10 protein-coding genes are annotated in these 11,942 nt (G+C 72.3%); 4 read left to right on the plus strand and 6 right to left on the minus strand.

What is annotated here, in order from left to right; genetic code table 11:
* Positions 1-2 precede the first annotated feature (2 nt).
* Positions 3-1,568 (plus strand): mucoidy inhibitor MuiA family protein, encoded by a 1,566-nt coding sequence (locus tag OG444_RS01950; protein ID WP_327260395.1) that lies wholly within the window; start codon positions 3-5, stop codon positions 1,566-1,568.
* A 153-nt stretch (positions 1,569-1,721) separates the two neighbouring features.
* Here the strand turns inward: OG444_RS01950 and OG444_RS01955 are convergent, their stop codons facing one another.
* Both OG444_RS01955 and OG444_RS01960 read right to left on the minus strand, forming a co-directional pair.
* Complete coding sequence (locus OG444_RS01955; RefSeq protein ID WP_327260396.1) at positions 1,722-2,891, minus strand: nuclear transport factor 2 family protein; 1,170 nt, start codon at positions 2,889-2,891, stop codon at positions 1,722-1,724.
* Positions 2,892-2,985: 94 nt separating this feature from the next.
* Complete coding sequence (locus OG444_RS01960; RefSeq protein ID WP_327260397.1) at positions 2,986-3,213, minus strand: hypothetical protein; 228 nt, start codon at positions 3,211-3,213, stop codon at positions 2,986-2,988.
* A 150-nt stretch (positions 3,214-3,363) separates the two neighbouring features.
* On the opposite strand from OG444_RS01960, the gene OG444_RS01965 reads away from it, so the two are divergent.
* Positions 3,364-4,179, plus strand: coding sequence for a hypothetical protein (locus tag OG444_RS01965; RefSeq protein WP_327260398.1), 816 nt, complete (start codon positions 3,364-3,366; stop codon positions 4,177-4,179).
* Between the two features lie 82 nt (positions 4,180-4,261).
* Here OG444_RS01965 and OG444_RS01970 read toward each other — a convergent pair whose 3' ends face one another.
* On the minus strand, positions 4,262-5,143 hold the full coding sequence (locus OG444_RS01970; RefSeq protein WP_327260399.1) for an AraC family transcriptional regulator: 882 nt from the start codon (positions 5,141-5,143) through the stop codon (positions 4,262-4,264).
* 230 nt (positions 5,144-5,373) lie between these two features.
* Here OG444_RS01970 and OG444_RS01975 point away from each other — a divergent pair, with 230 nt between their 5' ends.
* Positions 5,374-6,489: a serine hydrolase domain-containing protein gene (locus OG444_RS01975; RefSeq protein WP_327260400.1), complete on the plus strand. Its 1,116-nt coding sequence runs from the start codon at positions 5,374-5,376 to the stop codon at positions 6,487-6,489.
* 40 nt (positions 6,490-6,529) lie between these two features.
* Here OG444_RS01975 and OG444_RS01980 read toward each other — a convergent pair whose 3' ends face one another.
* On the minus strand, positions 6,530-8,278 hold the full coding sequence (locus tag OG444_RS01980) for an AMP-binding protein (protein ID WP_327260401.1): 1,749 nt from the start codon (positions 8,276-8,278) through the stop codon (positions 6,530-6,532).
* A gap of 117 nt (positions 8,279-8,395) precedes the next feature.
* A complete protein-coding gene (locus tag OG444_RS01985) occupies positions 8,396-9,058 on the minus strand; it encodes a TetR/AcrR family transcriptional regulator (RefSeq protein ID WP_327260402.1) in 663 nt (220 codons plus the stop codon).
* Between the two features lie 162 nt (positions 9,059-9,220).
* Between OG444_RS01985 and OG444_RS01990 the strand changes: the two genes are divergently transcribed.
* On the plus strand, positions 9,221-10,258 hold the full coding sequence (locus tag OG444_RS01990; protein WP_327260403.1) for a medium chain dehydrogenase/reductase family protein: 1,038 nt from the start codon (positions 9,221-9,223) through the stop codon (positions 10,256-10,258).
* 17 nt (positions 10,259-10,275) lie between these two features.
* Here OG444_RS01990 and OG444_RS01995 read toward each other — a convergent pair whose 3' ends face one another.
* On the minus strand, positions 10,276-11,829 hold the full coding sequence (locus tag OG444_RS01995) for an alpha/beta fold hydrolase (protein ID WP_327260404.1): 1,554 nt from the start codon (positions 11,827-11,829) through the stop codon (positions 10,276-10,278).
* Positions 11,830-11,942 lie beyond the last annotated feature (113 nt).

Below are 11,942 nucleotides of genomic sequence, written 5' to 3' on the forward strand. Positions count from 1 at the left end.
CCATGCCCACGGCCCCGAAGCCGATCGCCCTTCCCGTCACCGCCGTCACCTGTCTGGAGGACCGCGCCCACATCGAGCGCGCGCTCGTCCTGGACCTGGGGGCGGGGGTCCAGCGGCTGCGTCTCGGACCGGTCAGCGCGCTGGCGGTCGACCGTACGCTCCACGCCGAGCTGACCGCCGATCACCCGGCCACCGTGCTCGACGCACGGATCGTCCGCAGCTGGGAGCCGCGCGGACCGCGGCCGTCCGCCGACGACGACTCCGTCCTGCGGCACCGTGTGCACACCCTCGAGGAGGAGCAGGTCGCCCTGGGCCGGCGCCGCGACCGGCTGCACGTCCGCCTCGACGTCCTCGGCCGCCTCGCCGCGGATCTGCTGCGGGAGATCGGCGAAGGCGCCGGTTCCGGGGAGGCCGACGGCCCGCGGTGGGGCCGCGAACTGGACCGCGTGGACAGCGAGCGCGACACGTACGGTGAGGAACTGCGCACCGTGAACGCGCGCTTGGCCGCCCTCGCCCTCGAACTCGGCGAGACCCGGCGGGCCATGGACCTCTCCGAGTCGGAACCCGCCGAACTGGTGGGGCACATCGAGCTGACCGTGGACAGCACAGCCTCCGGTCCGGTCCGCCTGCGCCTGAGCCACCTCGTGCCGTGTGCACTGTGGCGACCCGCCTACCGGGCCGTGCTCGACGGGGACGCGCTGACGCTGGAGACCGACGCGATGGTCTGGCAGCGCACCGGCGAGGACTGGTCCGACGTACGGCTGACCCTGTCGACGGCCCGGTCGGCACTGGCCACCGATCCACCGCGGCTGGGCGAGGACCGCCTCACGCTGGGCGACCGCACCCCGGCGGAGCGCCGTACGGTCGATGTCGAGCTGCGCGAGGAGGAGATCGCGGATCTCGGCCCGACGGCCGCCGTACTGGGCCTGCCGGGGGTGGACGACGGCGGCGAGGCGCGGGTGCTGCACTCCCCCGTACCGGTCTCCGTGCGCGGGGACGGCCGCGCCCACCGGGTGCCGCTGTCCGCCTTCACGACCGCCGCGGACCGCGAGTACGCGTGCTCGCCGGAGCTGTCGCCGCTGGTCACCCAGGTGGTGTCCTTCGACAACCGGTCCGGCCACGCGCTGCTCGCCGGCCCCGTGGACCTGGTCCGCGGCAGCGGATTCGGCGGACGCGGCACGCTGGACTTCGTCGCCCCGGGCGCACGGGTCGAGCTCGCCTTCGGCAGTTGCGACGACCACAGGGTGGTCCGCCACGCCGAGGAGTCCCGCGACACGGCAGGGTTCACCCAGCGGACCGTGGTCACCCGGACGGTGAGGCTTCACCTGTCCCGGTTCTCAGCCCCCGGGGACGAGGGCGACCGGGTGGTCGTCCTCCGGGAGCGGATCCCGGTCTCCGAGGTCTCGGCGGTGGAGGTGCGCCTGCGCACGGAGGCCTGCTCGCCGGCGCCGGCCGCCGTCGACGCCGAGGGCATCGCCCGCTGGGACGTCACGCTCCCCCCGGGCGGCCACAGGACGGTCACTCTGGTCTACGAGCTGTCGGCGAGCGCCAAGGTCGTCGGACTGTGAGCGGTCGGGACGTGACCGGGCCCCCGGAGACGGTCACCGGCCCGGGGGACCAGGCCGCCCGGTAGCGCACCCGCTGCCTTGAGCGGCGCCGTCGGCCGCGGCCCTGCCGTGGCCCCGGCCCTGCCGTCGCGCCGGCTCAGGGGTGGCACCGGCTCAGGGGCGGCGGTGGTAGGCCTTGTTGGCTATGCGCCAGGTGCCGTCCACGCGGGTCAGGAGGAAGACGTCGGTGAAGGTGTCCGCTCCGTGCGCGAGCGTCATCGTCGCCGTGGCGACGGTGCCGTGGACGTCGAGGGCGTCGATGCGGCGGGAACGTGCCGCTTCGTCCGGGGCGGCCCGGCCGGTGAAGAGGGCGCAGTACTCCTCCAGCGTCCATGAGACGAAAGCGCCGTCGCGGATCCCCTCGACGTGGGCGGTGGGCAGGAACGCGGCACGGAAGTGGGCGGGGTCGCCGGTGGCGTGCCCACGGACGTAGGCGCGCAGCGGTGCGAGCACGGCGTCCTCCGCGGCGGGGACCGTCGCGGCGAGGGCGATGTCGGCCTCGGGGCCGACGCGGGCGTCGGTGAACGCGGCCGCGCTGCGGAGGGGGCTCGTGGACGCGGCGGCGAGCAGGGCCATGTCCTTGGCCAGCGCGCCGATCGTGAACTCGGCCGGGGCGGCTGCCGCACGGTGCCCGAGGAAGGAGCGCTTACGGGCCACCAGCCGGCCGAGCGTGCCGAGTTCGAGCACGTCGAGCGCCTGCTCCCGGGTCAGGCCGAGGGCGTCGGCCTGCCGCAGCGAGTCCCGCAGGGCGAGAAGACCGCCGGCCAGGCTGTGGTTGGCGATCAGTTTGAGCGCGGCGGCGGTGGAGGCGTTCTCGATACGGCGCACGGTGCCCAGCAGGTCCAGTACCGGCAGGACACGGTCGAGGGTGCCGGGATCGGCGGCGGCGAGGATCTGCAGGGCACCGGCCCCGGCGGCCGGCACGGAGCCGAGCAGGGGTGCGTGGACGTAGGCCGGACCGAACCGCCGGGCCAGGGTCGCCGCTTCGACGGGGGCGATCGTGCCGGTGTTCACCACGATCGTGCCGGGGCGCAGCGAGGCGCGGACACCGTCGAGAACGTGCCGGCAGGCGGGGCCGTCGAACAGCGCCAGGAGCACGAGGTCGGCCTTCGCCACGGCCTCGTTCGGATCGCTGCTTGTCGTGACGGCGCCCGCGGGCCGCCCGGAACGCGTCCAGCCGATGACGTCGAGGTCGTGGCCGGCCAGCCGGGTCGCGATCGCGCCGCCCATGCGCCCCAGGCCAAGGACGGCGATCGTGTGCGGTGTGGAAGTCATGCCGCCCATCCTGCGATCCTGCAAGGCCTGCGACAAGCGCAGGCTTCGCAGGGCAGCCATGCGAAACACGCATGACTGTCCGTCGGGCGGGCCGGCTCGCCGATCAGGCGACCTCCTGGCGCTCGGGCGCCTTCCGCGTCTTCACCCCGGCGAGGACGAGCGCCAGCCCCACGGCGACGATGCCGAGGTAAGCGGCGGACGGAAGGTCGACGACCTTGTGGATCCAGCCCCACTCCGCGCCGAAGAAGACCTGCGAAGCGAAGCCGATGAGCCCCTGGGCTCCTATGACGTAGCCGATGCTTTCGACGGTGTATCCGATGGTTGTTCTCACGGATCAACCCTCTCGCGACGCAGCCGCAGGATCGTCCTCCGCAGGACCGAAAACGCAGTAGGCCGAAGGATGCAGCGCGATCCCCGTATGCGCACAGGAGAGTTGCGCCACGACGAAACGATCCGCACGCCGTGCACATATCCTGAGCCGATGTACGAGACCTCAGCGGCCGTGGCGACCGCCTGCTGGCCGCTCGCCTCGTCCGCGGAGACCGACGGGCTGCGGGAACTGGCCGACGACGACGGGCTCACCGGGTTCATGCCGCCGGCGCTGCCCGATGCCGCCTGGGTGCTCCACTCCATGTACGAACACGAACTCGGGCCCTTCGCCATGTCGTACGTCGAGTACCAGCGGGCCTTCCTGAACCGCAAGAGCACCGAACCCGAGATCATCCCGGGCCTCGACCCCGCGGAGGTGTTCACGGATCCCTCGAACACCTTCGCCCCGTCCAGAGGCGAGCACCCTGGACCACGCTGGCACCGCCTGCGCTGGTCAGAGCTCGCCCGGCGGACCGGAGATCCCGTGGCCCCCGAGGGACATCTGCCCTGCTACATGACGTTTCCCTCGCTCCGCGAGCCGGGCGGCTGGCCGCTCGGCATCACCGGTGCGTCCGAGGGCAGCCTGGACCGTGCCGACTGGAACCGGCTGATCGAGGTCCTCACCGAGCACAGCCCGCAGGGCGCGGACACCCGCTGCCTCGCCTACTACACCCCGCTGGGCCAAGGGGCCGAGGAGTTCGAGAACCTGCACGTCCGGGCGGGCCGGCTCGGGGACGCCAAGGCCCTGTACGACCACCCCGACGAAGGCGGGTGGACCCCGTCCAACTTCTGGGCCCACGACCGGTCCTGGGTGCTGTGCACGGACTACGACTTGTGGGCCACCAAGCTCGCCGGCCCGACCCCACTCGTCGAAGCCCTCCTCGGCGACGCGGAGATCGAGGCCGTACGCCTGCCCTGGGCCCACTGAGTCGACCGCCGGCCGCGACCGGCCGATCGCGCCCGCGGCCCATGGCTTCGGCCCTGTGGGACCCGCGTTCACGTACCCGCGTTCACGCCCCGGCGCTCGCGCCGAACCGCTCGACCGGGATCCACAGTTGGGAGTCCGTCTCCGTGCCGGGCTCCACGGGCTGCGTCCGCAGGAGTTCCGGACCCGGGCGGCTCGTGTACGGGTTCGAGGGGAACCACTGCGTGAAGACGTCTCGCCACAGCTCCTGGAGGGCGCTCGGGTAGGGCCCGTGGTTGTCGAAGACCGCCCAGGTCCCGGCCGGTACGTCGAGGGCGTCGAGTTCCTCGGCGGTCGCTCCGGCACCGGTCACCACGCCGATCCAGTAGTCCACCTCGGTGCCCTCCTCCCGGCTGTCGGTCAGATGGACCGCTGCTGACAGGATTCCCTCCGGCTCCTGGGCCGGCAGTTCCTTCATCCGGACGATCGCCTGCCGGTCCAGGCTCTCCAGGTGCGCCGCGGCTGCTTCGTTGACCCCCTCGTGCACGAGGGGGACCCGCGCCTTCCTGCCGACGATACGGAACGGCTCCTTCTCCACGATCCGGTACCGCATGGCCGTACGCCCTTCGACGACGACGCGGAAGGACATGCGCGGCTGTGCGGTGAGCACCGCACCCGTACGCCGGGCCTCGCCCGGACCGATGCCGTGCACCGACCTGAATGCCCGGGCGAACGCCTCGCCCGAGCCGTACCCGTACCGCACCGCGACATCGAGCAGCGTCAGCTCCCCGGCCAGCACGTCGGCCCCGGCGAGCGTCATGCGCCGGCGCCGCACGTAGACGGGGAGCGGCATCCCGGCGAGCGTGGAGAACATCCGCCGGAAGTGGTACTCCGACACCGCGGCGATCCGGGCCACCTCCGGGATGTCGACCTCCTGGGTGAGGCAGCCCTCCAGGTGGTCCAGCGCCTGATTCAGCCGCTCCAACACGCCTATCCGCCCTTCCTCTTCCTGCGCCTCCCCTTGCAGGAACGCCCACCGTGCCGACCAGCCACAGGAGCAGCAGCGGCCGGCACCCGAGCCTAAGCCCGGGCCGTTCACCGCGCGCGGCCGTCGGGCCGCCCAGCCGGAGCAGAAACCACCTGGTCGGGCCCCGCCCTACAAAACCCGCGCGGGAATGGTCGGGCAGGAGGCCCCGGCATCGCCCGAGGCTTGCACCCATGACCGATATCAACGGAATGTGCGAGCCGCGGTTCGCGGCGGTCCGTGAGGCACTCGCCGCTTCACTGGCCAAGGACGACGTGGGGGCCTCGGTCGCCGTCTACCTCGACGGCGAGCCGGTGGTCGACATCTGGGGCGGGTACGCCGATGCGGAACGCTCTGTCGGCTGGGAGCGCGACACCCTCACGGGGGTGAACTCCACGACCAAGAACATGGTCGCCCTGTGTGCGCTCGTCCTGGCCGACCGGGGCCGACTCGACCTGTCAGCGCCGGTCGCCGCCTACTGGCCCGAATTCGCCGCTGCCGGTAAGGAGAACGTGCTGGTGCGGCACGTGTTGTCCCACACCGCGGGACTGCCGGACCTGCCCGGGCCGACGTCGGTCGAGGACCTCTACGACTGGGACAGTGTGACGGCCGGGCTCGCCGCGCAGGCACCCCAATGGGAACCGGGTAAGGCCGCCGGATATCACGCGCTCACCTTCGGGTTCCTCATCGGTGAGATCGTCCGCCGGATCACCGGCCAGAGCCTCGGCGAGTTCTTCGCCGAGACCGTGGCCGGGCCGCTGGACGCGGACTTCCACATCGGGCTCTCCGCCGAGCACGACCACCGTGTCGCCCCGCTCATTCCGCCGCCGTCACTGACCGACGAGTACGCCGCCGGCGCGCCGGCCGGACCGGACGGCGTGCCCCGGGAGATCACCGGTGCCGTGATCCGGGTCGGGGACACCAACTCGGTGGCCTGGCGCCGCGCTCAGATCCCTGCGGTGAACGGCTTCGGCAACGCCCGGTCCGTCGCCCTCGTCCAGTCGGTGCTGGCGAACCGGGGAACGGCCGGCGGCGTGCGGCTGCTGTCGCCCCAGGGGTGCGAGCCCGCCTGGCAGGAGGTGTTCCGCGGTGAGGACCGCATCCTGAGGACGCCGATGTGCTGGACGGTGGGCTTCGGCAGGTTCGGCAGCACCTTCGGCTGGGGCGGCTGGGGCGGCTCGCTGGTCGCGAGCGATCCCGGCTCGCGCATGACCGTGGCCTACGTGATGAACCAGATGATCGACCGCGACCGGCAGGAGGACGACCGCGGCCCGGAGATCCTCATGGCGGCGTACAGCGGACTGCACTGACCACGACCACGCCCGGGGGGGGCCGGCCGAGGTGCGCCCGTCAGGCCCCGCCTGCCGTGGCCGCCTCCCCCGCTTCCTCCGCCTTCCCTGCTCCCTTCGTCTCCCCCGCCTCCCCCGCCTCCTCCAGCAGACGGGTCGCCATGGCGCGCATCTCGATCTTGCGGATCTTTCCGGTGACGGTCATCGGGAACTCCTCCACGACGTGGACGTAGCGGGGGATCTTGAAGTGGGCGAGCCGCCCCGCGCAGTACGCGCGGACGGCGTGGGCGGTCAGCGGCTCGGCCCCCTCGCGCATCCGGACCCATGCCATCAGCTCCTCCCCGTACTTCGGGTCGGGCACCCCGATGACCTGGACGTCCATCACGTCGGGGTGGGCGTGGAGGAACTCCTCGATCTCGCGGGGGTAGAGGTTCTCGCCTCCCCGGATCACCATGTCCTTGATCCGCCCGGTGATGCTCAGGTAGCCGTCACCGTCCATCACGGCCAGGTCGCCGGTGTGCATCCAGCCTTCCGGGTCGACGGCCTCGGCGGTCTTCCCGGGCTCGCCCCAGTAGCCGAGCATCACGGAGTAGCCCCGGGTGCACAGTTCTCCCGGGGTGCCGCGGGGGACGGTCCGGCCGGACTGCGGATCGACGACCTTGACCTCGAGGTGCGGGCCGACCCGGCCCACCGTGGAGACCCGGCGCTCGACCGAGTCGTCCACCCGGGTCTGGGTGGACACGGGAGAGGTCTCCGTCATGCCGTAACAGATGGAGACCTCGGTCATCCCCATGCGTTCGATCACCTCGGTCATGACCTCCACCGGGCAGGGAGAACCCGCCATGATGCCGGTGCGCAGGCTCGACAGGTCGTACCCGTCGAAACCGGGGGCGGCGAGCTCGGCGATGAACATGGTGGGAACCCCGTAGAGGGAGGTGCATGCCTCCGCCTCCACCGCGGCCAGCGTCGCCGCCGGCTCGAAGGCAGGTGCGGGGATCACCATCGCCGCGCCGTGGCTGGTGCAGGCGAGGTTGCCCATCACCATGCCGAAACAGTGGTAGAAGGGGACGGGGATGCACACCCGGTCGCGTTCGTCGTATCCGCACAGCTCGCCCACGAAGAAGCCGTTGTTGAGGATGTTGTGGTGCGAGAGGGTGGCCCCCTTGGGGAAGCCCGTGGTGCCCGAGGTGTACTGGATGTTGATCGGATCGTCCGGGCTCAGTGCGGCCTGCACCCGCGCCAGTGCGGCCGGATCGGCCCCGTGCCCGCCTTCCAGCAGTGCGTCCCACCGCGGGCCGTCGAACAGGACGGTGAACTCCAGCCCCGGGCAGCGCGGCCGGACCTCCTCGATCATCGCTGCGTAGTCGGAGCTCTTGAAGCGCTCGGCCGCGATCAGCAGCCGGATACCGGACTGCCCGAGCACGTACTCCAGTTCGTGGGAGCGGTACGCCGGGTTTACGGTGACCAGGATCGCCCCGATCTTCGCGGTGGCGTACTGCACCAGCGTCCACTCGGCGCGGTTGGGCGCCCAGATGCCGACCCGGTCGCCCCGGACGATCCCGAGGTCCAGCAGTCCGAGGGCGAGGGCGTCCACGTCGGCGGCCAGCTCGGCGTACGTCCACCGGCGGCCGGCGGCCACGTCCACGAGGGCGTCCCGGCCGGGGAAGCGCCGCACGGTCCGGTCGAGGTTGTCCCCGATCGTCTCGCGGAGCAGGGGGACTTCGGAACTCCCGGACGCACGACTCGACGCTGTGGACACACGTACCTCCTGCTTTCGCTGCGGCGATGACGGCCAACGCGCGCCGCCCATGATCCCTTCCCGGCGGGCTGCGGCACCAGACATGCGGAGGAGATCCGTGACGGAGCCGGGCCGACGGGGCCCGGCCCGGTCGGCTCCGGGCCGACGGGACCCGGCACGTACGCCGTTTCACCCGGCGACCAGGGCCTCCACCTCGGCCTCGAAGAGCAGGGCCGGGTCCAGGTCCATGCCGTTGAAGTGGCCCGCCAGTTCCAGGGACAGCGCTCCGTGCATACGGCTCCAGAAGGCCAGGGCCAGCCTCAGGGCCGCCGGCGGGGCGTCCGGGTGGCTCGCGGCCCACTCGCGGTGGGCGGCCAGGTGGTCCTCGAGGGCGCGGGACTGCGCGTCCTGGGCCGGCCCGGCCCCGGCGCAGGCGTCGAGCAGGACGGCCATCAGCTCCGCCGCGATCGCGGTGATGTCCTGCGGCGCGTGATATCCGGGCACCGGGGTCCCGTAGGCGAGGAAGTACCGGTGCGGGTCCTCCAGGGCCCAGCGGCGCAGTACGTGCGCCAGGCCGGCGAGGCCGGGGCGGCCCGCTCCCCCGGCGTCGGCCTCGATGAAGGCGTCGGCGAGGCTGCGGTAGGCGTCGCGGACGAGTTCGGTGATCAGCTCGTCGCGGTTGGCGAAGTACCGGTACAACGCCGGCCCGCTCATGCCCATCTGCTTGGCGATCGCGTTCAGGGACAGCGCGGAGGCGCCGGATCCGGCGATCTGCTGCCAGGCCTTCTCCTTGACCTCCTCGCGCACCTGCTGCCGGTAGCGCTCACGGGGGGTCTTCGTCGTTCCGGTCACGCCGGGCCGCCTCTCGCCGCTCAAACATCATTGGTTAGAACCTATCACCATCGACATAGCCACTCACGAACGGACGGGCAGCGCTCTTGACATGACCGAGAGAGCCGTTCACTCTGATTACAGCTTCTAACAAACACAAGAAGCCCAAACACACCGGAGGTCATGATGACGAACACCGTGGAGCGGGTCGAGATCGTTCTGCCCGGCAAGGTCGAGCCGGAGGGCCTCCAGCTGCACCGCGGTCCGGTCCCGGCGCCGTCGGCCGGGCAGGTGGTCGTCGCGATGGAAGCGACGGGAGTGTCCTTCGCCGAGCAGCAGATGCGGCGCGGCCGGTACTACGACCAGCCGCCGTTCCCCTTCGTCCCCGGATACGACCTGGTCGGCACAGTGCTGGCCGTGGGCGCCGACGTCGGCCCCGCCCTGCTCGGCAAGCGCGTCGCGGCCCTGACCAAGACCGGGGGCTGGGCGAGCCACGTCGCGCTCCTTGCCGCCGACGTGGTGGAGGTGCCCGACGGCGTCGGCCCGGTGGACGCGGAGACCGCGGTCGTCAACGGCATCACCGCCTGGCAGATGCTCCACCGCAAGGCCCGGGTGCGCGCCGGTCAGACCGTCCTGGTCCACGGCGCCAACGGTGGCGTCGGCTCGATCCTGGTCCAGCTGGCACTGGCCGCCGGCGCCCGTGTGATCGGCACCGCCTCCACCCGCCACCATGACGGGCTGCGCGCCCTCGGCGTGACCCCCATCGACTACCGCTCCGGCAACGTCGCCGCACGGGTACGGTCCCTCGCGCCCGGCGGCGTGGACGCGGTCTTCGACCACGTCGGCGGCGACGGCATCCTCGATTCCTGGCGCCTGCTCGCCCCCGGCGGCACGCTCGTCTCGTACGGCAGCGCCGCCACCCGCGACGACGAGGGCTCCGGGTCGTGGCCGGTGCTCAAGCTGCTGGGCCGGGTGTGGGTGTGGAACGCGCTGCCCAACGGCCGCCGCGCCTACTTCTTCAACGTGTGGGCCGGGCGCGCCTACGCCAAGGGCCGTTTCCGGGCGCGCCTGCGCTCCGACCTCACCCAGGTGTTCACGGCGCTGCAGCGCGGTGAGATCACCGCCAGGGTCGCGGCCGAGATCCCGCTGGCCCGCGCCGCCGAGGCGATGCGCCTGGCCGAGTCCGGCACGGTCGCCGGGAAGGTCGTCCTCGTCCCGTGACCCGGTCGCCGGGCACGTCAGGAGAAGGGGATCCGGTCCGGTTGGCAGACCGTGCCGGGCGGCGGGAGGGTGCCGTCGACGAAGTAGCGGCTCTCGTAGTTGTTGATGCAGGTGCTGGAGTTGTTGAAGAGCGCGGTGTGGCCGTACCCGTTGTTGGTGAGCAGCCGGGCGTCCGCCAGTTCCCCGGCCATGGCCCGGGCGTCCGAGTGCGGCGTCGAGGGGTCGTAGGTGGTGCCCACCACCAGGACGGGATTCGCCGTGGGCTTGTTCCACGGGCCTTCGTAGCGGTTGGCGGACCGGACGGGCCAGGTGGCGCACGGCTCACCGGACCACGTCCAGTACCGTCCGGCGTCGCCGGCGCGCTGGGCACTGTCCTCGGCCAGACCCTCGTAGACGGCCGGGTCGCGCGGGTTGGGACTGTCGCCGCACCACACGGCCGCCGCCTGCTCCTCACCGAGGTACGGATTCGGGTTCGCGACCGGGGGCGGGGGCGGGTACTGGGGCCGCTTCGGGGTGCGGCCCTGCCAGAGGTCCTGGAGCCGGGCGGCCAGATCGGTCCAGCCCGGGTTGACGATGTAGAGGCCGCTCACCGTGTCGGCGACCGTGACGGCGTACGTCCACGGGCCCACGGGGTGCTCGCGCAGCCGCCGCATCAGCTGGTCGAACTTGTCTCGGGTGGCCTCCGGGCTGCCGGCCGAGAAGGCGCAGCGGGCGGCGCCGGCGGATCCGCACAGGTCGAGGAACTTGGCGATGGTCGCCGCCGCGGTGCGGTCCGAGCCCATGCGCAGGAGGGTTGTGGTCCGCGGTGCGTTCGACGAGGCGTTGTTCGTCCAGGCCAGCGGGTCGATGTTGCTGTCGAGCACCATGGCCCGGACCTTGTCCGGGAACAGATTGGCGTACGTGGCGCCCAGGATGGTCCCGTAGGAGACGCCGAGGTAGTTGAGCTGCGGCTCGCCCACCGCCCGGCGGAGCAGCTCGAGGTCCTGGGCGGTGTCGGTCGTCGACACGTGGCGCAGGAGGTCGGGGTCGCGCTTCTCGCAGCGCCGGCCCAGGTCCTCGTACGCGTCGATCCAGGTGGTGCGCTCCTTTGCACCCACCGGGAAGCCGACCGGTTTGTCCGCGCCCCACCCCCGGGCCTGCTCGGGGGTGTCGAAGCAGTTCACCGCGGTGCTGTTGCCGATGCCTCTGGGGTCCCAGCTGACGATGTCGAACCGTTCCCGCAGCTCCTTCGGGAAGGAGTCGTAGTTCTGCGGCACCTGCACGGTCCCGGGGCCGCCGGGGCCTCCGGGGTTGACGAACAGCGTTCCCACGCGTTGCGCAGGGTCGCCGGCCTTGCGGCGGACCACGGCCAGGTCGATGGTGCGGCCGGCGGGGGCCGCGTGGTCCAGGGGCACCTCGGCGGTGGCGCATTCGTACGGGCTACCGGGTTTGCAGGGGCTCCAGTCCAGCCGGGGAACGGTCTGCGAGGGCGACGGCTCCGCCCGGGCCGCTGCGAGGTCCGGTGCGACGAGCATCGAGGAGCAGACGGCCGCCACGGCGAGGGCTGCCGCACGGCGGCGTCGACCGGGCACCGGTCGACGCCCCGGCCGACGTCCGGATGCGGGTCCGGGTCGGGCTGCGGGTGCGGGTGCGGGTACGGGTCCGGGCATGATCCGCCCTCCTCCGTCGCGTCGGGGGCGTGCTG

This window comes from Streptomyces sp. NBC_01232, from assembly GCF_035989885.1.
In the GTDB taxonomy this organism is placed as follows: domain Bacteria; phylum Actinomycetota; class Actinomycetes; order Streptomycetales; family Streptomycetaceae; genus Streptomyces.

Bases quoted from the DNA above. Each gene is read 5' to 3' on its own strand.
- OG444_RS01950 (WP_327260395.1), top strand. From the start codon at position 3: ATGCCCACGGCCCCGAAGCCGATCGCCCTTCCCGTCACCGCCGTCACC.
- OG444_RS01955 (WP_327260396.1), bottom strand. From the start codon at position 2,891: ATGGGCGGCATGACTTCCACACCGCACACGATCGCCGTCCTTGGCCTG.
- OG444_RS01965 (WP_327260398.1), top strand. From the start codon at position 3,364: ATGTACGAGACCTCAGCGGCCGTGGCGACCGCCTGCTGGCCGCTCGCC.
- OG444_RS01975 (WP_327260400.1), top strand. From the start codon at position 5,374: ATGACCGATATCAACGGAATGTGCGAGCCGCGGTTCGCGGCGGTCCGT.
- OG444_RS01980 (WP_327260401.1), bottom strand. From the start codon at position 8,278: ATGGGCGGCGCGCGTTGGCCGTCATCGCCGCAGCGAAAGCAGGAGGTA.
- OG444_RS01990 (WP_327260403.1), top strand. From the start codon at position 9,221: ATGATGACGAACACCGTGGAGCGGGTCGAGATCGTTCTGCCCGGCAAG.